Raw genomic sequence first — 19,056 nt, 5'->3', positions numbered from 1 at the left:
CCGGTGTCGGTCGAGGATACCGATCCGGGCGTGCCGGACGACGAGAAGCAGGAGATCTTTCACCGCTACGAGCAGTAGAAGCAAGGGGCTCGGGCCGTATCTCGTGCAGATCCTCGTCGAGCGCTATGGCGAAACGGTCCGGGTCGAGGGGCGGGGCCATCTCGCTCTGGTTCACTCCTTCTTCGCGGCAGCAAAGCCGGCGAGAAGCACTCCGATGACGCAGAGGACCAGGCCGAGCGTCCCGGTGCTGAGCCCCGTCGGCGGGGAGCCGATGAAGTAGTAGGGTGCTGCCGAGAAGTGCAGCACGAACGCGATGCCGAGGAGAGAGATGGTGATTGCCAGTGTGCCGATATTGTTTGCCATGGTTTCGGATCAGGGTGGGTGGGGATGGGTTATCCGTTTTTGGATTGCCTGTTGTTTGGGGGTGAACCCTTTCGAACTCGGTGCAACGGATAACCGTTTTCTGGACGATCTGGAAAGAAAGAAGTTTCGAAACGTATATATCCATTTGATTATTTTCTTTAAATGGTTCAACAATGTTAAAACGGTGCCTGCTCCCCTTCAGCGGAGGTATTGATCCCACTGCCTGGTTGCACCATTTTTTGTCGGCAGGTTTTGCCGTTACGTCACTTTACGTTGATCCGGGGCAGAGCGCACTTAAAAACGATATGGAACGTATTTCGTGAATTATTAATTGTGAGGAACTCCAATGGGTGTGAAAACAGTAGAGGACTGCGTTAACGAGATTAACAAGTTAGCGGACAAGGCCGGGTTGATCAGGGAAATCTGTGCATACCAGTGCAGGAAATATAAATGGATCTCCAGCGGTCTATCGCTTTCCATTCTGTTCTTTTCGGCATCCATTGCCTTTTTAAGTATTGTAGATCCTGAAATTCTGCTTTCATTGTCGCTTCCCTTTCACGCTCAGCAGGACACGAGAAATGTGATCGCATTTCTGGGGTTCCTGATATTTGTCATTTCATTCTCCGATAGAATACTGAACCTGACCGAGACGCTGAACAGGAATGAACAGGGAGTGAAGATCCTTACGGACTTCATAAGGGAGTGTCATACGTTCACGGATTCGGGAGCAAAAGATTGCGACGAAATTACGGCCGGCTTGAAACTGGACTCGATAAAGGAGCAGTACGGCTACCTCAACCAGGTAATGTCTCCCAACACGCTATTCAGCAAGACGTTCTTAAAAATTAAAAAAGGCTATAAAATGAAGGTGAAGGTGAGCAAAATGCTCGATGGCGATCCCAATATCAGTATAAACAGGCATTATAAGATGAGAATCTGGAACTGGCTTTTTTAATTGAAGTCGTTGCATCGGCACAGTCCTCTCTTTTCGTCACGGCAGGCAAGGCGTCCTTTATGTGGGATCTCTCTTCGATCCCGTGCCTTCGGATGTTTGGAACGGAAGAGGGGTGGGTGTTTTACCATGACCTGTCAGAGGTGTGGCGGCACAGGTGGCGAGAAGCACCCCGACGACGCAGGGAACAGGCCGAGGGGCCGGTGCCGAGCCCCGTCGGCGGGGAGCCGATGAGGTAGTAACCGGCTGCCGGGGAGAGGGAGGGTGATTGCCAGTGTCGTTTGGCATGGATTTCGGAGCAGGGGCATGTAGAAATGGACTATCTAGCTTAGGCCTACATTAGAACCTTCAAAACGGGTTCCAAAAGCCAATTCTAAAGAGTATACCAAGAATATCACCGGAAAGAACTCAAAGACTCTTTTTTACATCAGGCTAGCGAATAGCCCTCTATGGAGGATTCTCACCATTAGCGCAAGATGCGCTATCCTGGAGAGTGGAGATTCCAACTCTTCACTGCATTGAGTTAGTGTAGTTAATTGGCAGAGCGACGAGACTGACCGCAGTGGTATAACCTCTACATACTGGTGGTTGACACAGAAGTCGTCCTAAAAATACTCTTGGTTGAAGCTCCACATGGTTTGAACGTTCTTACGTACTCTCTAGGAGAATTAAGCGAAATTCTGCGGCAGATACCTGACACGGCTTCCCACCAGGAGTCACACCTTCGTGCTCCAGCTCCGTTCCTGCCGGGACGTCGCATATCGCCACACGGGGGAGGGACCGGGAGGGGGTGTCCTCCTCCCGGCAGAGGCATTTTGGGACGACCTCACACTCTGGCACTTATAGCGCATACTTGGGTGCTGGTGAAGTTCGCCTGTGACAATGGGATGATATTACACCTCACCGTGAAAAGTGGAAAGTGACTATTCTATGTTATCTTAAAGATTTTAACGACAGAAGGTTCTTCAATACAATTAGATATCTTTATAGTATGGATTCTAGAGTTACTATTGTTTAACCATGCGGGTTCTGATTGATACCAATATTATCATTTACCGTGAGGACAATCAAATCCTATCTCAAAATTTGCAAAGCCTCAACCAAATATTCCATAAAGTTGGCGTTACTCCACTTGTTCATCCCCTGTCAGTCTATGAACTGGAGAAAAATCCTGATCCTCAAAGAAGAGGGATTATGCTCTCCAAGGTCAGGGCTTATCCTCAACTAGAATCTCCGCCAAACCCCAATCACGATTCAGTATTTAGTGAAAAAATACCTGCAAGAGTTGGAAGTAACAATGAAATCGATAATGCCCTCCTGTATTGTGTTTATAAAGACGCAGTGGACTTACTTGTTACCGAAGACAGAAGACTAACTGCAAAAGCGGCACGTCTCGGCATCGATAACCGCGTCTTCTCAATTTCTGATGCACTTGATCTCTTCCAAAGCCTCATTCCCACAGAGAAGACCACGGCTCCGCCAGGGGTTGAAGAAGATTTCATTTACAATCTCAAATTGTCCGATCCCATTTTCACAACACTAAAAGAGGACTATAAAGAATTTGAAGAGTGGTTCAGGAAAAGTTCTCGGCAGGGAAGGAAGTGCTGGGTTCATTACAATTCTGATGGATCGATCGGAGCTTTGTTAATCTATAAAATTGAGGAGGAGCCCCTTGATACGATCCCGCCGTTCCCAAAAAAGAAGCGAGAGAAGATATCTACCTTCATTGTTCGGAATATTGGTCAGAAAATCGGTGAACTCTTCATTAAACTGGCTGTCGACATTGCTATAAAAAACGGGACTGAAGAGATATATCTCACACATTTCACTAAACCAGATGATCGTCTGGTCGAACTGATATCGGAATACGGATTCAAACTAGAGGCTCGAAATTTACGTGGTGAAGAAGTATTTATAAAAAGGATTTACGCAAGTCTTGAACTGGCTCAAACCCTCTTGCCGCTGGAGGTCAGTCGGCAGTATTATCCATCATTCTATGATGGTCCTAAAGTCAGGAAATTTATCATTCCCATATGGCCAGAGAATCATGAAAGGTTATTTACTGACTTCAAGGGAAGACAAACAAAACTTCCAGAACACTCGGGTATGTTCATCATCGAAGGGAATACCATCAAGAAGGCATACCTCTCACATACCAAAAACAAGCACATTGCAACAGGAGATTTAATCTTCTTCTATCGATCCCGAGATTTAAGAATGGTGACATCTGTTGGGGTGATCGAAACCGTTCACACAGATCTAACTACACCTGATGATATCATCAAAATCGTTGGAAAACGAACGGTGTATAGTCGTGATGATATCGAAAGAATGAAAAAACCTCTGACTGTGATTATGTTCCGTCATCATTTCCATGTAAAAAGCCCAGTTCCTTATAAGGCACTCAAAGAGTTGGGCATTCTCACTTTCGCACCGCAATCCATAACATATATAAATGATAGTAAATATTATCTATTATCGGAGGCCTGCGGAATTGACCGGCGTTTTACTGTCCATTAAGCCAAAATATGTTAGAGAGATTCTGAATGGTAACAAGCAGTACGAGTTTCGCAAGCAGATCTTTCGGGACCGGTCAAGGGATATGATCTTTATCTATGCATCATCCCCCATAAAGAAGATTGTCGCGTATTTCCTACTTGGTGAGATTGTGGAAGGGCATCCTGACCGTCTGTGGGAACAGTTCAAGGATGTTTCCGGCGTCAGTAAAGAAGATTTTTTTGATTATTTCTCTGGAAAGGAGTATGGTTTCGCAATCAAGATCGAAGAGTTAGAGCAATTCGCTGAGCCACTTGATCCAGTTGCATTGTTTGAGAAATTTGTGCCACCACAATCATTTTGTTACGTAGACTGTGGCGACATCCAAAATCAAATAACAAACACCATGAATTTCTGCGGGGAAAACAGCTGATTTGGCTGTTCTGTACTTGTCGCATACTTACATCAGAGGGTGAAGATTGCGGGCCGAATAGGCTCGCCGATGGTCCTCATGATTGAGGGGTCACAGAATGAGGATAGAAGCATTTTCAAGGGATTTGAACCTTCGACGAAAAGAGCCGCTGGGGGGACTTGAACCCCCGACCTGCTGATTACGAATCAGCCGCTATACCGCTAAGCCACAGCGGCAACTGCCTTACAATGTTGCATCTTCGGAATTAAAAAGGTATCACCTGCCGGGAACTCGCCGGTCCGGCCCCGTTCAGGAGTACCCGCGGATGGTGACGTTGCTCTCCTGGTGCGGGGCGGCCTCCGGGGTGGTTATCTTGCCGAACTTCTGCTCGTAGTCGGCGACGCTCTTCGCGAGCACCTCGACCAGGTTCTTCGCGTGCCGGGGACTGATCGAGACGATCGCCTTCCCCCGCGCCTGGTTCATGCCGGGGATCTCGTGCAGGAAGAGGAACGTGAACTCGTCCTCCTTGTAGGCAATCTGGATCCGGTTCGAATAGACCGGGTCGAGGTCGCCGGGGATGTTGACCGATATCTCGCGGTTTGCCATACCCATCTTCTGTGATCCGCTCCGGCATAAGAGTTGGTCTTCCAGCCGCATCTCCCCTCCGGGCCGCCCGGGACCCCGCGCCGGTGCGGAGCGTATCCCGCTTTATACAGGGAGGGCATACGTCTTCTCAAACGGGACCCGCTATCCATGAACGAGTACATCCCGGTATCCGGCGTCGTCGCCTGCCACATCTGCCCCCGGCGCTACTACTTCGAGCGGTCGGAGGAGCACCCGGAGTCTCCGCGCTACACCGTCTGCAAACAGGTCTCCACGCACCTCGGGGAACTCCTCGAAGCGGACCAAATCTGGCAGGAGGTCCTCTGCGTCCTCCCCGACGCAACAGCGGAGGCCCGGGAGCTCCTCGACGAATGCGTCGCCGCCTGCCGCGAGACGGCCTGGCAGCGGCCCGTCCAGGCCGACCTCGCCGTCGAGTCCGACATCCTCGGCATCCGGGGAAGAATCGACAAAGTCTTCGAGGACGGCACGTTCGCCGTCGCCCGGTCGAGCACCGCCCCGAAGGCCGGGGTCTACGGCACCGACCGGCTCCGGGTCGCCTGCTACGTTGCCTGCCTCAAAGAGACCCTCGGCCGGCCCGTCGGCGGCGGCTACGTCGAGTACGTCGCGAGCGGCGTCTGCCGCTACGTCGAGCCCCAGCCGCGGGACCGGCGGGAGCTGATCAAGGCGATCCGGGCGGCAAAGAGGGTCGTCGCGGGCGATATCCCGCCGCGCCCCCTCCGGGCCCCCTGCGACGGCTGCCCCCACCTCGAGCGGTGCACCGCCGGGCCGCGGCGGCTCTCGGACCTCTTCTAAACGTTCTCGAGCAGCGTCTTCGATAAAATGTACTCGCCCTTCGCCTCGCGGGTCGTGCCGACGATCAGCCACCGCTCGTCGCCGTGCTCCTCGACGACACCCTGAGCCTCGATGACCTCCCCGGCGAGCGCCTGGCCCGAGTAGGTGTGGGTGAAGGAGAGGACCCGGGCAATCTCGTCGTGGTTCACGGCGTAGACCGCCGGGCTGTCGAAGGAGAGGGAGGCGTCGGTGACCGTCGCCTCGATCATTGCCCGGCCGACCACCCTCCCCGGACCGGCGGGGACCGCGTCCAGGTTGGCGTAGTCCCGGGTGTAGAGGAGGTCGAAGTAGGTCCCCTCAAACTCTCCCCGGTTCCACTTCCGCTGCTCGTGCAGGACGAAGGCGTCGAACGATATCTCAGGCACCCTCTTGTCGTAGACCTTCCGCCACATCGCGGTGCTCATCCCCGGGATCACCCCCGTCTCCACCAGGCGCCGGAGCCGGCGCTGGGCGGCAAACCAGGCATCGCCGTAGACGACGAGGTCGATGTCGGAGGCGGCGTTCTCGAGGCCGCAGAGGAGCGAGCCCGTGCACCCGAACGAGCCCGGTAAAAGATCTAAGTGAGAGAGGAGCCTTGCCACCCGGGGGTTTCTTGCCGCCACCCTCCCGATCTCCTCCTCCGGCTTGTAGACCCGGGCCACGTCGCAGTAGGGCACCCGGTGGACCGAGTCGAGATACGCCGGCTTATGCTCCCGGATCCAGTCGAAGGACTCGGCGAAATCGTATTTGCGGTACCGCCGGCCGGAGAGGTTCGTCCGCTCCCCCCCGGGATCGGGGACGTAGCGGAGGATGCACCCGATCCGGTCGGCGTTGTCGTAGTTCGAGACCGCATAGAGGCAGCCCTCGGCGTCCTCGATGAAATCCCGGAGCCGTACCGATTGCATCACCGCAGAGTCTCCAGAAACGCTTCCACCGCTTCCCATCCCGCACCCTTCCGCAGGATACGCCGGACGGTCAGGTCCACCACCGTGCTCGGCGTTCCGGGGAGTTCCCCGCCGTCGACCAGGTAGTCGTGGGGGACCGAGACCTCCTCGGGCCGCGTCGGCGCTATATCGTCCGACAAATTCGCGCTGGTGGCCGTGATGGGCGCATCGAGCCGGGCGATGATAGCGATGGCGACCTCGTGATCGGGCCACCGGATCCCGATAAGGCCGGTGCCGCCCGTGAGGACCGCCGGCAGGCAGGACTTCGCCGGGAGGATCACCGTCACCGGGCCGGGCAGGAACCGCTCGATGAAGGGCCGCGCGGCGTCGTCCACCACCGCGACGGCGGCGAGCATCTCCATATCCGAGACCGCGATCGATATCGGTTTCCCGACCGGCCGGTTCTTGGCCTCGTAGACCCGCATCACCGCATCCTCGGAGAGGGCGTCCGCCCCGAGGCCGTAGACCGTCTCGGTGGGATAGACGACGAGCCCGTCCCGCGAGAGCACCTTGACAGCCATATCGATGGAATCCATGTCAGAACTCACGTCCACGCACGCGGTTGATATCGAAGACCGCCTTGCCGCTGACGTGCATCACGGCAAAGACGCCTGCCTGGATGGGGTCGGTCACGACCAGGTCGGCATGCTCCGGGACGCTCCCGGCCATCTTGAGGGCGATCACCGGGATGCCCGCCCCCCGGACCCGGTCCACGGCCCGCGAGACCTCGCCGCCCATCAGCGACCCGGCGAGCACCAGGATCGACGCCCGGGGAAGCCGGGCCACCGCGTCCACGGCGAGCGCCAGGTTCTGCTCCCCGACGAGAGGGATCGTGTCCACCGAGATCCGCTCGCCGCGGATGTTGTGGCGGTCGGCCTCGTTCACGGCGCCGAGCGCCACCTGCGCCACCTGCGCTCCCCCGCCGATGATGATCACCCGTGAGCCGAATATCCGGGAGAACGGCGGGTAGATGGTGACGTCGACGACCGACGGCACTCTTGCCAGATCGGCGATGAGATCCGGGTGGTTCCCGCACTCCTCGAACTCGAAGTAGAGGTAGGCCTTCCCGGTGTTCGGGCCGGAGGTGATGATCGACTGCTGGATCATCTGGATGTTGGCCCGGTAATTCGCCATCACCGTGGCCACGTCGCGCAACACGCCGGCCCTGTTCTCGGTGATGATGCTCAGGGCATACATATCGGTATCGGTGATCATGACCCTCCCCCGCCGAAGGACCGAATGTCCTCCGATCGTTTCACGAACAGGGTATTTTTCGTCATATCCGCGTTAATTGATAGATTTTGGTCTCATAAGGGTTATAGGTTTTCGGTGGGATCCCCACTGACGGTGGGATCCCCACCGCCCCTCTCCCTCGCGGCAAGAGCGGCCGCGAGGAGACCGAGAGGGATGTTGAGGAAGTAGAGGATCAGCCGCCAGAGGACGACGAAGAGGCCGAGGAGGTAGGTGGGTACGATCCGGCGGTAGAGCGTGGCGGCGCCGATCTCCGCGATCCCGGCCGCGCCCGGGATCAGCGGGACGGTTGCGATCATCTGGAGGACGCCCTGGAAGAGGAACGACTCCGGGAGGGACGGCGGTAGCCGCAGAGCGACGAGCAGCGCCGATGCCGTGGAGAAGAGGAAGACCCAGTCGAGGATGCTGAGCAGGAGCGCGCCGCCGACGGCCCGGCGGCCGGCCCGGGCAAACCGGGAAGAACCTGCGGCAAAGGTCTCGGCCTCGCGGCCGATCCGTTGCGTGAGGGACTCCGCACCCTCCGTGCCCGGGCAGAACCGGAGCCAGCGCCGGCTCCGGCCGCACCGGTCGAGCACCCGGACGGCAACGCCGCCGACCACGCGCTTCATCAGAGACGGCCGGCGGATCAGGACGACGAGCACGAGCAGGAGGACGAGGACGAGGAGGAAGAAGGCCGCCACCGGGTAGAGGACGGTGGCGGCGAGGTAACTCCAGAGGTGCCGGGCGGCGAGAAGGGCTGCGAGGGTGATGGAGACGAAGACGGCGAGGTCGAGCACCCGCTCCAGGACGACGACGGCGACGGCGTCCCCGACGGCGAGCCCGGAATGCGAGAGCCGGTGGATCCGGACAGGCTCGCCGCCCACCTGGCCGGGGGTGATCGAGCCGGCGAAGAGCGAGAGGAACTGGGTGGCGATAAGGCTCCGGAACGGCACAGTGTAGCCGAGGCCGCGGCAGAGGACCCCGATCCGCACCGCCCGGCAGAGGATCGATGCGGCCCGGAACCCGAGGGCGAGAAGGAGAGCGGCGACGCCGACCTCCCCGAGGTAGGCCCGGGTTTCGGGGGTGAAGGTCGCCGCGAGCAGCCCCGTGAGAACCGCGCCGCTGATAAAGAGCGAGAGCGCGATCCAGCGCCGGTTTCTCACGGCCGTCCTCCCTTCCGCCGGCCGTTCATCCCGTGCAGCACCACGGCGGGTAGGCAACGGCAACCGTGATTATTGTTCCCCCGGAGCGGGCTCCGGGAGTCCTCTCGTTCTGACACGACAGGACTACACGTCGGGTCGGCGGTGCAGGCGTGACCGGATCAAAAAGAGGTATGCCGCAGCCCCGCGAGGCAGCGACCCTCATCCGGGGCAGGACGTGCAGTCAGTTCCATCCCCCATAACGTTCGTTGATACAGGAACGTTCTGGTGTATCCGAACATTTGATATATCTTCCTTTCGATCTTCTTCTATGGAGCAGGGAATGACCGGCAGAGGGAGGCCCGGCCGGCCGAAGCCGGACCATGACATAGACCTGTACTCGACCCCGGTCGGGACACGGGCGGTCGAGAATCCGGTGCGGCGTGCGATCCTCGCGGCCCTCAGGGAGCGCGAGCGTACGTTCGAGGAGATCGTCGCCCTCGCGGGACGGGCGAAGTCGACGGTCTCGGTGCACCTCCAGGAGATGGCGGCGGCGGGCGTGGTCGGGTCCCGGGCCGACCCGGAGGACTCCCGGAGGAAGATCTTCTTCCTCGCCGGCGACCTCATCGCGAACGTCTCGCCGGAGGAACGGGTAGCCGATGCGCTCGCTGCCTATGCAGGGGCGTACCGGCCGGAATCGGGCGACCCTTTCGCGTTCTACAAACTGGCCTTCCGGACGATCCGGGTCTCGCTCCTGCAGGAGGGGGTCCTCCTCGACCCGCTTCTTTCCCGGGCCGGCGAGCGGATAGGGAAGGAACTCTACCCGGCGGTGGCCGACCCGGACACAGGAGCCTTCTGCACGAAGATCGCCCGGTTCTGGGAGGGGCACCGTCTCGGGCGGGTCGAGGTCGCGGAGACGGAGCCCCCTGTCCTCCTCGTCTACGACTGCTTCGAGTGCGCCGATCTCCCGGTCACCGGGCGGCCCGCGTGCGCGTTCGACTCCGGCATCCTCCGGGCGCTCTTCTCCCGCCACTACGGCCGGCCGGCGGCGGCGGTCGAGACCCGGTGCTACTCGACGGGGTTCGACCACTGCCGGTTCGAGGTGGTGCCGGAGGGAGGAAGCGGCTCATAACGGCACCCGGCTGACTCAAGAGACGTGCAGGCATCATCTGCGCAGGTGCCGTAAAAGCACTGGACGTGCCGGCAGAGGGGACGGTTCAAAAAAGCGCGATGATCGGAATGCCGATGCGATAGCCGGGAATCGAACCCGGGCTAGAGGCTTGGGAAGCCCCTGTCCTACCGCTAGACTACTATCGCACTGGTACCAGTACATGTTGGCCCGAAAGAAGATAAACATTCGGCTCACCCCGTTGCCGGAGGACAACGCGGCAGGGTGAACGTGACGGCGGCCCCCTCCTCCGGGTGGCCGGGGACCCGATCGCCTGCACGGATGCTCCCCCCGTAGCGTTCCACGAGCATCCGGACGATGTAGAGGCCGAGCCCCTTCCCGCTCTTCTTCGTCTCCCCACGCTGGTTGCGTTCGAACAGGCGCGGCTTGAGGTCGTCGGGGATCCCGGGGCCTGTGTCGGCAACCGTCACCGCAACCCTGTCCTCCCCCTCCTCGACGCTGATGGTGATCTCGACGGTCGGCCCGCCGAACTTGATGGCGTTGCCGACCAGGTTTGCAAAGACCTCGCTGATGAGATCGTCGGCGAGAACCGTTGCATCGGCTCCGTTGCAGGCGATGCGGGCATCCGTGTGGTAACTGCAGATCCCCCGGATCACCGGCTCAAGCTGCACCGGCCCGAGTTCGTCCGATCCGGATTTGAGCTTGCGAAGCGTCAGGACGTTCCGTATGATCTCGTTGCTCTGGTAGACGGCCGCAAGCGACTTTCCGACGATTGCACCGTCCGATTCGGCGGGAGACTCGAGGTACATCTGCAGGTAGCCCATCGCTATGGTGTTCGCGTTGTTGATGTCATGGGTGAGGATATCCATGTAGAGGTTGACCTCGGCGGCCGCGGCATTCGCCTCCTCAAGGTAGCGGTTGGCGGATGCGAGCGCCGCCTCCAGATCCTCCTGGAGCATCCCCTTCACGACCGTATTGCCGAGTTCTTTGCCTATGGCCAGAAGGATCCCGCGCTCGCTCCGCGTGATCGTCTCCCGGACCCTGCTCCCGACCCTGATCCACCCCGCCGGGCCGTCATCGCCGGGGATGGGTACCACGGCAAGAACCCGGATCCCGGACCCGGGATACCTCGTCGAGAAGTCCTCGATGCAGTGCACCGCGCCGGCCCGGACAAAGTCCAGATAGAAGGGATCGTCCCGGCGCACCACTTCAGGCAGGGTTCCGCTCGTCCCTTCCCGGGCACAGAGGACCGCCGTATCGCTCCCGGGGCGCATCAGATAGACCGCCCCGTGGTCGAACCCGAGCAGGGCGACAATCTTTGCGAGCGAGACCCGGAGAAGGTCTTTTAGCCGGTGGGATGCAGTCGCTGCCGTGACGACCTCGTTGACGGCCGAGAGACGCTGGTATTCTTCCCGCATCGCCTCCTCCGCCTGACGCCGTTCGGTGATGTCCCGGAGGGAGAGGACCAGCCTTTCCGGGGCAGCACCGTCCTGCGCGAAGCGGATGATCGAGATCTCCGCGGGCCATTCGGTACCGTCGAGCCTGAGAAACATACACTCTCCCGATGCAGGCCCCTCACCGCGCAGGGCCAGTTTCCGGTAAGCCCGGGCGGCCTCCCGGTCTCTCCCGGCAATCAGGTCGTACGGGTTCCGCCCGACCAGATCTTCCCGTCCTGCCCCGCCGAAGAGCCTGACCGCGGCCGTATTCGCCTCCACGATCCGCTTCCCCGGATCGGTAAGGAGGATCCCGACGTCGGTGGTGTTGAGGATGACCCGGAGCGTCTCCTCCGAACGACGGAGCCGGTTCTCCATCCGCTTCAATTCCGCTGTTCCGGTGACCACCACGCAGCCTTCCCGCCGGCCGGGGAGAAGGCTTGCCGAGAGGAGCACCGGGCAGGGCGTCCCGTCCCGGGCGGCGAGGCTGCAGTCCAGGCCTTCAACCCTGCCCTCCTCGAGGGCTCCGGCGAGCCCGGGATACCCGGGCCAGATCGCGGAGACCTCCGGGACCTCCCCTTCGGCATATCCGAGCATCGCAGAACACTCCCGGTTCATCTCCCCGATCTTCCCGGTATCAGGCGAGAAGAGAAAGATTCCCGCTCCGGATGTCTCGAAGATTCCCCGGTACCGGCTCTCCCGCGCCTGCAGGCTGCCGGAGAGACTCGATATGACGACGGCAACAACGAAGAACATCGCAATGCGGAGCAGGGCGTTTGCAATCTCCAGTCCATTGCCGGAGAAGAACAACACCTCCGCGAGGTAGCCGGCGGCAAGCGCACCGGTAAACCCAACACCACGCTCCGGGTAACGATAGGCCGCAAGGATGATCGGGATGTAGAAGAGATGGGAGAAGACGATGAATATTCCAGTGAAGAGACAGAATGTCGTGACCCCGAACGCGATGAGGGTGGAGACAGCGATGCCAGAGACGAGAAGGCGCTCCTTTGTGAACGCGCCAGAGAAATGGTGTTCCGGGTGCCCTTCCTTCACGCATTGGAAGTCGCTGTGAACCCTAATAAATCCCCACGAATCGCTTCCCGCCCTGATACAGGGCGCCTCCCCGATACCCTTAAGACGCCTCCCGGTGAATAAGATGCAGCACGATATGTGCTGGCTATGGTAAGTCCGACGTGCTCCCGGAAGCACGGCCCGCAAGGGCTCGGGATTACAGAGATTAGTCAGTAAAAGGACTCTTTTCTGGACTTAGCATAGTATATCTAACGGAGGTGTATGAATGGCAAGAATGTACGCTCGGCGTCGTGGAACCAGTAGTTCCGTCCGACCCTACCGGAAGGAAGCACCCGAGTGGTCCAACACGGACGCAACGGAGATCGAGAAGATCATCGTCGATCTCCGCAAAGACGGCATGTCGACCAGCCAGATCGGCCTTGCACTGCGGGACAGGTACGCCGTCCCTGACGTCAAGCTCGCCACTGGCAAGCGCGTAAACGAGATCCTCCGCGAGAAGGGCCTTGAATCCGAGATCCCCGAAGATCTCCGGAACCTGATGCAGAAGGCGCTCGGGATAAGGAAGCACCTTGCGGAGAACAAGAAGGACGTGCACAACACCCGGCAGCTGCAGATCGCCGAGTCCAAGGTGCGCAGACTGGTCAAGTACTACGTCAAGTCCGGACGGATGCCGAAAGGCTGGGCTTACAAACCGGAGACTGCGGAGATCCTGCTCACCCGCTGATGATCCATGTCGCTTGATGCCGCTGCTGCAAGCCTCGCCCGTCACCTGCTCGAGCAGGAGTTTGTGGAGGTGCTGGCGCACCACGATGCGGACGGTATAGCCGCCGCGTCCATCCTCTGCCACGCCATGTTCCGCGAAGGCGGACGGTTCCGGCTGAGGATCCGCCCGGGCATCACCACGGCCGACGTTCCCGGCGACTGCAGCGTGCTTCTCTGCGACTTTGGATCAGCACTTCAGGACCTCCCCGGCGACGTGATGGTGGTGGACCACCACCTGCCCCACTTCGAGGGCGACTACCACGTCAACCCGCACCTCGCCGGGATCGACGGCGACCGGAACCTCTCGGCGGCCGGTGCGGCCTACCTCGTCGCCCAGCGCATGGGAGACAACCGCGATCTCGCGGGGCTCGCGCTCCTCGGGATCATAGGGGACGGGCAGGAACTCGAGGGGCCGAACCGGGAGATATCCAGCGAAGGCATCGCGAACGGGTTCATCGCACCCCGCCGCGGCCTCCGCCTCCCGGGAAGGGGCCTCGTCGAGCAGCTCGCCCTCGCCGTCAACCCGTACCTCCCCGGGTTCTCGGGCGAACCCGACACCGCCCGGGCACTGGTCGCGCAGGTCACCGACGAGGACGATGTGGACGTCGAGTCCCTCCTCTCCCGGGTCGTTCTTGCGGCCGCCCCGAAGGCATCCCTCTCCGCCATGTGTGGGATCTGGGGGACCACCTACAGCCTCGGCCGGGAGGTGATCGACGAGGCCCTGAGTCTCGCCGCCGTCGTCGACGCCTGCGGCAAGGCCGGGAGCGGCGATATCGGCGCATCGCTCTGCCTCCGCTCGACCCACGCGCTCCAGGAAGCCTGGGAGATCACCGCCCGCTACCGGCAGGCGGTCATCGCCGGCATCCGCGGGGCGCGCCGTCTCGACGAACGCGTCGCCCTCTTTGCGGTGGACGACGGGTCGGTCGCAAGCGACGTCGCTGATGCGCTCGCAAACGACCTCGTCCAGAGCGGCCCGGTCTTCGTCATCGGAGAGACCGGGGGCCGTTGCTCCGTATCGGCACGCTGCCCGCCGGGCATCGACCTCGACCTCGAGGCGTTGATGCGGAGACTCGCGGAGGCGTGCGGCGGCCAGGGCGGCGGACATCGCCGGAGGGCCGGCGCCAGGATCGGCGCCGACCAGGCGGACCGGTTCAGGCAGGATCTCCTGGAGGCGGTTCCCGCATGATCCGGATCGAGGGCGCCATCGAGACGCCGCACGGCCATCCCGAATGCGTGGCGGCGGCACTCGAGCCCGACAACCTCACCCTGATCAGGACCTACCCGATCGAGGGCGGGGTGCGGGCCGAGATCGACGGGACCAGGCTCCGGTCGATCACCGCTTCGGTGGACGACTACCTCATGAACCTGGCGATAGCGGAGGACGTATGCACCGCCGCCTCACGGTGACGGCAGGATCGGGGAGTTCCGGAGTGTGTTCAGGCTCCAGGGTTTGAAAAATCGAGATAACAGAAAGAAGTGATACCATGGCAAGGAAGAAACAGGTTGGAAGAAGGTTGGAAGGCTGGAAGGCCAAGAAGTGGTACCGTGTCTACGTACCCGACGCCTTCGGCAAAGCTGAGATCGGCGACGCCATCTCGGCCGACCCCGAGAACATGGTCGGCCGCATCATGACCGCGACGCTCGGCGAAGTTGTGCAGGACTACTCGAAGTCCCACATCAAGATGAGGTTCAAGATCAACAACGTGGCCGGCGACGCCGCATACACCGAGTTCGTCGGGCACGAGGTGACCCGGGACTATCTACGGTCGATGGTCAAGCGGCGGGCATCCCGCATCGACACCATTCACCCGGTCATCAGCAAGGACAAGAAGCTCCTGCGGGTGACGGTCGTCTGTCTCACCCTCTCGAGGGCCGACCAGAGCCAGGTCCACGCCGTACGGCAGGCGATCTCGCAGGCCCTCTCCGCCAAGGCGGCCGAGAGCGACTTCGAGACCCTGGTCAAGGATATCGTCTCCGGCGACATGGCCCGGGACGTCTTCAAGGTCGTAAAGACGATCTACCCGATCCGCCGGGTCGAGATCACAAAGTCCAAACTGGAGCAGGTCGCGGCCGTATAGGGCCGCCTGCTCACCCCACTTTTATAATCACCCCGTCTTCACCGTTCCCGCGATCCCGGTGACAGAGACGATACGAAGGGTATATGCCCTATGACCGGGTATACCTCCGCCGAAGCGTAGAGGGAGGTGACGATGGTGACGGCACAGGAGCAGTATGCAGATACGCGGCGGCCGGACCCGGTTACGTCCAACCGGCAGGCCCTCGACGAACAGCAGACGATGGCCCGGGGGATCATCAGGAGGATGCTCGTCCAGTTCCACCGGGAGTGGATCGACGTTGTGGAGCGGGAGAGCGGCATGGCCCGGGCTCTCGCCACGAACGCGCTGCTCGACCGGTACTCGCACCAGCTCTACGACGTCATATGCGACATGGAGGCGATCCTCGGCGAAGACCTCGCCGTGGAGATCCGGTGTCTCTCGGCCGACATGATCAAGACGGCCAACATTCTCATCATGATCGACTGCGGGAAGGAGTGCCGCGAGCACAACGACGCCCTCGTGAAGGAGGCGCTCCACCAGGTGGAACGGTGCCTGGCACTCGTGCAGAAGAGAGGGGGCGGGATGTCAACCCGGGTCTTCGCCATCCACCGGGAAGAGTAATCAGGTTCTGGATCGCATCTGTTCTCGATGATTGCTCACAGGGTGCTATTCCTGGTACTGGATGGGATCTCCGACCGTCCATGTGAAGCGCTGGACGGACTGACCCCGCTCGCCGCCGCACGGACCCCGGTGCTCGACCGGATCGCGGGGGAGGGCGTATGCGGGATCATGGACTCCATCGCGCCCGGCATACGTCCCGGGTCCGACACCTCCCACCTTGCCCTGCTCGGCTACCCGCCGCAGGAGTACTACACCGGTCGGGGCCCGCTCGAGGCCGAAGGGACCGGCATCCACATGACCGCCGGGATGATCGGGTTTCGGTGCAACTTCGCCACCGTTGATGCGGACGGCCTCGTCACCGACCGCCGGGCCGGGCGGATCTCCGGGACCGGACCTCTTTCCGAGGCCATCCGGGACGGCGTGGATCTCTCGCCGCTCGGTGTCGGGTTCAGGCTCGAGTCGGGCGCCGGCCACCGGGCGGCCCTCGCCCTCGTCGGAGAAGGGCTCGGGGATAAGGTCTCCTCGAACGACCCGAAGAAGGAGGGGGTGCGGCCGCTCACGATCCGGCCCTGCACCGACGATCCGGCGGACAGAGCGACCGCCGATGCCTGCAACGAATTCATTCGCCAGTCCGCACGGGTCCTCTTCGACCACCCGATGAACGTCCGGCGGATGGAGGAGGGTCTCCCGCCCGCAAACCTCCTCCTGATCCGGGGTGCCGGGAAGATGGGCGCGTTTCCTCAATTCTCCGAGCGCTACGGGCTCTCCGGGAGCGTCATCTCCGCGGCCACCCTCATCTCCGGGATCGGAAAGGTCGTGGGGCTGGAACATATCCCGGTGCCGGGGACGACCGGGTCGGTCGACTCCGATCTCGACGCCAAGGTGAAGACGGCCATACGGGAACTCGACAAAAAGGAGTTCGTGCTGATGAACATCAAGGGCGCGGACGAGGCCGGCCACGACGGGAAAGGCGTCCAGAAACGCGACTTCATCGAAGTGATCGACGCGGCGCTCGAGCCGCTGCTCGACCTTCCCGACACCCTGATCGTCGTCTGCGCAGATCACAGCACTCCCTGCTCGATCAAAGACCACAGCGCCGACCCGGTGCCGGTCGTCATCAGGGGGCCGGGGGTCAGGACCGACCGGACGGCCCGGTTCGACGAGATCTCGTGTGCGGAGGGGGGTCTCCATCGTATCCGCGGCTGCGATCTCATGCCGATCGCCCTGGACCTAATTAATAAGAGTCATAAGTATGGCGCATGAAGATTATATCGGGTAAATGGAATCAACAGGAGACCACGACTGGATCAGGACCTGCACCCTCCCGGACCATACCGAACTCCAGGAGAGGACGCTCAAGACCGGGCAGGATATCGTCATCGGTGAGAGGTGCCGGATCGATTACGGCCTCTTCGGGAACGACGTCGTGGTCTGTGAATTCAGCAAGATCAACGGCAATATCGTCGCGGGCGGCGACGCCAGGATAGATAACTGGTGCGAGATCAACGGCGACGTCCTCGTTGAGGAGGACGCCTACCTCGGCGAGGGGGTGAAGATCCAGGGGAAACTGGTCGTCAAAGGCGACCTCGATATCGGAGACAACGTCCAGATCGAACGCGGGTTTGAGGCGAAGGGCTGGATCTCCATAAGGAACCCGATGCCGGTGATCATCTACATCATGATGTACCTGGTGGCCGTCCTCGGGATCGAGAAGGAGGAGGAACTGAACTCCGTCCTCCAGAAACTCTTCGGCGACGACGAGGCCCCCACCGCCACACCGTTGATGATCCCGGCCGGCGCCGTCCTCAACATGCAGACCTTCTCGGTCCCGGAGGGGATGGCCGTCGGAACGGGGTGCCGGCTGCACGGGAACATCCGTGCCGGCTCGATCGCGGTCCGGGAGGAGACGACGATCTTCGGAAGCCTGCATGCGCGGGAAGGCGCGAGCATCGCAAGAGGGGCGGTCATCCACGGCGACGTCCAGAGCAACGGCGACGTGATGGTCGAGCAGGAGGTGCATATCCTCGGGAACGTTTCCTGCCGGTGCCTCACCCTGCACGAGGACGCCCGCGTGGACGGGGTCATCCGGGCACCGGGAGGCCTGAAGATCGAGAGGCGAGCGGCATGAAGGTAGGGGACATCCTTGAGGTCGACGGATACCGGCTGGTCGAACCGTCGTTTGCGGAACTGACCGAAGACTCCTGTACGGCCCTGCTATTCCGGGAGAAACCGGACGAGGGCCGTCTCCTGGTCGACGAGGAGGAGGAGCCGCTCGCGCTCGCGCTCCACGATGACAGGGGCTGGCACATCGCCTCGTTCCTCTTCCGGGATCCTACGCTCGCCGCCATCGAATGCTTCGAGGCCGTCGGCGGCGAGATCTACCAGGAAAGCCGGGAAGCATGGCTCTCAGCGGTCCGGGAGTATTACAGCCACGACATCTGTGCAAACGTCCTTCCTGCCCTCGAAGACCTGCGTCCCGACCGGGAGGGAAATATCCGCGATCTTCTCGACGAAGTCTGGGGCGACCGTGCGGGAACCCTCTGCCTCGACTGCTGTTGCGGGTCGGGTGTCGGCACGGCGGCCCTCCGGGCGGGCGGGGTGCGGGCGCTCGCCTACGACAACGACCCGGCGCTCCTCGCGCTCGGGCTTACCCGGGGCCGCCTCGTGCCTTCCGACACCATGTGCATCGACGCGCAGGAGGCCTCCCGCTACATCGGACCGGTGCCCCTCGGCGCCGCCTTCATGGCCGGGGAGATCTACTCCTACAACACCAACCTCTGGGAGCCGATCATCACCGGGCTCCTCGCCCTCACCGATGAGACGCTGATCACCGTCGGCACGGAGGCCGAAGCGGCCCGGGTGGAGGGGTGGTGCAAGGACGAGGGGCGGAGCGCCGAGGTCTTCGAGAACCGGCGCGACCCGATCTACGACCGGTGGTGCTGCGTCGCGCGGCGGATGTGATCCCGGCCGGCGAGCCAATATATATGGCAGAGTATCGCCAATCTTTTTTCCCGCAATCGTAAAACGTCGTCGCAGACCGGATCCTGCGATT

20 protein-coding genes and 2 tRNA genes are annotated in these 19,056 nt (G+C 61.0%); 13 read left to right on the top strand and 9 right to left on the bottom strand.

The window, feature by feature from the left end; translation table 11 throughout:
- Positions 1-171: 171 nt before the first annotated feature.
- The gene (locus DIC75_RS03755; RefSeq protein WP_250986661.1) at positions 172-363 is read right to left on the bottom strand and encodes a hypothetical protein; all 192 of its coding nucleotides are present in this window, start codon (positions 361-363) and stop codon (positions 172-174) included.
- A gap of 346 nt (positions 364-709) precedes the next feature.
- On the opposite strand from DIC75_RS03755, the gene DIC75_RS03750 reads away from it, so the two are divergent.
- The 3 genes from DIC75_RS03750 to DIC75_RS03740 all read left to right on the top strand — a co-directional run bounded on the left by DIC75_RS03750 (position 710) and on the right by DIC75_RS03740 (position 4,244).
- Positions 710-1,318, top strand: coding sequence for a hypothetical protein (locus tag DIC75_RS03750; RefSeq protein WP_250986660.1), 609 nt, complete (start codon positions 710-712; stop codon positions 1,316-1,318).
- 1,017 nt (positions 1,319-2,335) lie between these two features.
- The gene (locus DIC75_RS03745) at positions 2,336-3,835 is read left to right on the top strand and encodes a PIN domain-containing protein (protein WP_250986659.1); all 1,500 of its coding nucleotides are present in this window, start codon (positions 2,336-2,338) and stop codon (positions 3,833-3,835) included.
- Positions 3,771-4,244, top strand: a complete 474-nt coding sequence (locus DIC75_RS03740) for an ASCH domain-containing protein (RefSeq protein WP_491630621.1) — start codon at positions 3,771-3,773, stop codon at positions 4,242-4,244. Before DIC75_RS03745 ends, DIC75_RS03740 begins: the two co-directional genes overlap by 65 nt.
- 143 nt (positions 4,245-4,387) lie before the next feature.
- On the opposite strand, the gene DIC75_RS03735 is transcribed toward DIC75_RS03740, so the two are convergent.
- Together DIC75_RS03735 and DIC75_RS03730 are read right to left on the bottom strand one after the other, a co-directional pair.
- Positions 4,388-4,459 (bottom strand) — tRNA-Thr (locus DIC75_RS03735).
- Between the two features lie 73 nt (positions 4,460-4,532).
- Positions 4,533-4,829, bottom strand: coding sequence for a DUF3467 domain-containing protein (locus DIC75_RS03730; protein WP_250986657.1), 297 nt, complete (start codon positions 4,827-4,829; stop codon positions 4,533-4,535).
- Positions 4,830-4,976: 147 nt separating this feature from the next.
- Between DIC75_RS03730 and DIC75_RS03725 the strand changes: the two genes are divergently transcribed.
- The gene (locus DIC75_RS03725; RefSeq protein WP_250986656.1) at positions 4,977-5,639 is read left to right on the top strand and encodes a CRISPR-associated protein Cas4; all 663 of its coding nucleotides are present in this window, start codon (positions 4,977-4,979) and stop codon (positions 5,637-5,639) included.
- Here DIC75_RS03725 and DIC75_RS03720 read toward each other — a convergent pair.
- The 4 genes from DIC75_RS03720 to DIC75_RS03705 form a co-directional block, all read right to left on the bottom strand.
- Positions 5,636-6,562, bottom strand: a complete 927-nt coding sequence (locus DIC75_RS03720; protein WP_250986655.1) for a DNA polymerase subunit beta — start codon at positions 6,560-6,562, stop codon at positions 5,636-5,638. The genes DIC75_RS03725 and DIC75_RS03720 overlap by 4 nt on opposite strands.
- Positions 6,562-7,137: an L-threonylcarbamoyladenylate synthase gene (locus tag DIC75_RS03715; RefSeq protein WP_250986654.1), complete on the bottom strand. Its 576-nt coding sequence runs from the start codon at positions 7,135-7,137 to the stop codon at positions 6,562-6,564. Before DIC75_RS03715 ends, DIC75_RS03720 begins: the two co-directional genes overlap by 1 nt.
- A 1-nt stretch (position 7,138) precedes the next feature.
- Positions 7,139-7,816, bottom strand: coding sequence for a DUF5612 domain-containing protein (locus tag DIC75_RS03710; protein WP_250986653.1), 678 nt, complete (start codon positions 7,814-7,816; stop codon positions 7,139-7,141).
- 101 nt (positions 7,817-7,917) lie between these two features.
- Positions 7,918-8,994, bottom strand: a complete 1,077-nt coding sequence (locus DIC75_RS03705; RefSeq protein ID WP_250986652.1) for a lysylphosphatidylglycerol synthase transmembrane domain-containing protein — start codon at positions 8,992-8,994, stop codon at positions 7,918-7,920.
- A 307-nt stretch (positions 8,995-9,301) separates the two neighbouring features.
- Between DIC75_RS03705 and msvR the strand changes: the two genes are divergently transcribed.
- Positions 9,302-10,102, top strand: a complete 801-nt coding sequence (gene msvR / locus DIC75_RS03700) for a transcriptional factor MsvR (RefSeq protein WP_250986651.1) — start codon at positions 9,302-9,304, stop codon at positions 10,100-10,102.
- Positions 10,103-10,216: 114 nt separating this feature from the next.
- On the opposite strand, the gene DIC75_RS03695 is transcribed toward msvR, so the two are convergent.
- Positions 10,217-10,287, bottom strand: a tRNA-Gly gene (locus tag DIC75_RS03695).
- Between the two features lie 45 nt (positions 10,288-10,332).
- Complete coding sequence (locus DIC75_RS03690; RefSeq protein ID WP_250986650.1) at positions 10,333-12,585, bottom strand: PAS domain S-box protein; 2,253 nt, start codon at positions 12,583-12,585, stop codon at positions 10,333-10,335.
- Between the two features lie 244 nt (positions 12,586-12,829).
- Here DIC75_RS03690 and DIC75_RS03685 point away from each other — a divergent pair, with 244 nt between their 5' ends.
- The 8 genes from DIC75_RS03685 to DIC75_RS03650 all read left to right on the top strand — a co-directional run bounded on the left by DIC75_RS03685 (position 12,830) and on the right by DIC75_RS03650 (position 18,965).
- Complete coding sequence (locus DIC75_RS03685) at positions 12,830-13,288, top strand: 30S ribosomal protein S15 (protein ID WP_250986649.1); 459 nt, start codon at positions 12,830-12,832, stop codon at positions 13,286-13,288.
- Positions 13,289-13,294: 6 nt separating this feature from the next.
- Positions 13,295-14,512: a DHHA1 domain-containing protein gene (locus DIC75_RS03680; protein ID WP_250986648.1), complete on the top strand. Its 1,218-nt coding sequence runs from the start codon at positions 13,295-13,297 to the stop codon at positions 14,510-14,512.
- Complete coding sequence (locus DIC75_RS03675) at positions 14,509-14,733, top strand: KEOPS complex subunit Pcc1 (protein ID WP_250986647.1); 225 nt, start codon at positions 14,509-14,511, stop codon at positions 14,731-14,733. The genes DIC75_RS03680 and DIC75_RS03675 overlap by 4 nt, the downstream gene beginning before the upstream one ends.
- A gap of 77 nt (positions 14,734-14,810) precedes the next feature.
- Positions 14,811-15,404: a 30S ribosomal protein S3ae gene (locus DIC75_RS03670; protein ID WP_250986646.1), complete on the top strand. Its 594-nt coding sequence runs from the start codon at positions 14,811-14,813 to the stop codon at positions 15,402-15,404.
- Between the two features lie 132 nt (positions 15,405-15,536).
- A complete protein-coding gene (locus tag DIC75_RS03665) occupies positions 15,537-16,004 on the top strand; it encodes a hypothetical protein (RefSeq protein ID WP_250986645.1) in 468 nt (155 codons plus the stop codon).
- A gap of 27 nt (positions 16,005-16,031) precedes the next feature.
- On the top strand, positions 16,032-17,267 hold the full coding sequence (locus tag DIC75_RS03660) for a 2,3-bisphosphoglycerate-independent phosphoglycerate mutase (RefSeq protein WP_250986644.1): 1,236 nt from the start codon (positions 16,032-16,034) through the stop codon (positions 17,265-17,267).
- Positions 17,268-17,283: 16 nt separating this feature from the next.
- On the top strand, positions 17,284-18,132 hold the full coding sequence (locus tag DIC75_RS03655) for a polymer-forming cytoskeletal protein (RefSeq protein WP_250986643.1): 849 nt from the start codon (positions 17,284-17,286) through the stop codon (positions 18,130-18,132).
- The gene (locus tag DIC75_RS03650) at positions 18,129-18,965 is read left to right on the top strand and encodes a class I SAM-dependent methyltransferase (RefSeq protein WP_250986642.1); all 837 of its coding nucleotides are present in this window, start codon (positions 18,129-18,131) and stop codon (positions 18,963-18,965) included. The genes DIC75_RS03655 and DIC75_RS03650 overlap by 4 nt, the downstream gene beginning before the upstream one ends.
- Positions 18,966-19,056: the final 91 nt, after the last annotated feature.

The organism is Methanoculleus oceani, assembly GCF_023702065.1.
Lineage (GTDB): Archaea > Halobacteriota > Methanomicrobia > Methanomicrobiales > Methanoculleaceae > Methanoculleus > Methanoculleus oceani.
Note: the sequence above shows the minus strand (reverse complement) of the source record. Positions and strands in the feature narration are given on the sequence as shown.

Excerpts from the sequence above, each read along its gene's own strand:
- DIC75_RS03755 (WP_250986661.1), bottom strand. The coding sequence starts at position 363 with ATGGCAAACAATATCGGCACACTGGCAATCACCATCTCTCTCCTCGGC.
- DIC75_RS03750 (WP_250986660.1), top strand. The coding sequence starts at position 710 with ATGGGTGTGAAAACAGTAGAGGACTGCGTTAACGAGATTAACAAGTTA.
- DIC75_RS03745 (WP_250986659.1), top strand. The coding sequence starts at position 2,336 with ATGCGGGTTCTGATTGATACCAATATTATCATTTACCGTGAGGACAAT.
- DIC75_RS03740 (WP_491630621.1), top strand. The coding sequence starts at position 3,771 with ATGATAGTAAATATTATCTATTATCGGAGGCCTGCGGAATTGACCGGC.
- DIC75_RS03730 (WP_250986657.1), bottom strand. The coding sequence starts at position 4,829 with ATGGCAAACCGCGAGATATCGGTCAACATCCCCGGCGACCTCGACCCG.
- DIC75_RS03725 (WP_250986656.1), top strand. The coding sequence starts at position 4,977 with ATGAACGAGTACATCCCGGTATCCGGCGTCGTCGCCTGCCACATCTGC.
- DIC75_RS03720 (WP_250986655.1), bottom strand. The coding sequence starts at position 6,562 with ATGCAATCGGTACGGCTCCGGGATTTCATCGAGGACGCCGAGGGCTGC.
- DIC75_RS03715 (WP_250986654.1), bottom strand. The coding sequence starts at position 7,137 with ATGGATTCCATCGATATGGCTGTCAAGGTGCTCTCGCGGGACGGGCTC.
- DIC75_RS03710 (WP_250986653.1), bottom strand. The coding sequence starts at position 7,816 with ATGATCACCGATACCGATATGTATGCCCTGAGCATCATCACCGAGAAC.
- msvR (WP_250986651.1), top strand. The coding sequence starts at position 9,302 with ATGGAGCAGGGAATGACCGGCAGAGGGAGGCCCGGCCGGCCGAAGCCG.
- DIC75_RS03685 (WP_250986649.1), top strand. The coding sequence starts at position 12,830 with ATGGCAAGAATGTACGCTCGGCGTCGTGGAACCAGTAGTTCCGTCCGA.
- DIC75_RS03680 (WP_250986648.1), top strand. The coding sequence starts at position 13,295 with ATGTCGCTTGATGCCGCTGCTGCAAGCCTCGCCCGTCACCTGCTCGAG.
- DIC75_RS03675 (WP_250986647.1), top strand. The coding sequence starts at position 14,509 with ATGATCCGGATCGAGGGCGCCATCGAGACGCCGCACGGCCATCCCGAA.
- DIC75_RS03670 (WP_250986646.1), top strand. The coding sequence starts at position 14,811 with ATGGCAAGGAAGAAACAGGTTGGAAGAAGGTTGGAAGGCTGGAAGGCC.
- DIC75_RS03665 (WP_250986645.1), top strand. The coding sequence starts at position 15,537 with ATGGTGACGGCACAGGAGCAGTATGCAGATACGCGGCGGCCGGACCCG.
- DIC75_RS03660 (WP_250986644.1), top strand. The coding sequence starts at position 16,032 with ATGATTGCTCACAGGGTGCTATTCCTGGTACTGGATGGGATCTCCGAC.
- DIC75_RS03655 (WP_250986643.1), top strand. The coding sequence starts at position 17,284 with ATGGAATCAACAGGAGACCACGACTGGATCAGGACCTGCACCCTCCCG.
- DIC75_RS03650 (WP_250986642.1), top strand. The coding sequence starts at position 18,129 with ATGAAGGTAGGGGACATCCTTGAGGTCGACGGATACCGGCTGGTCGAA.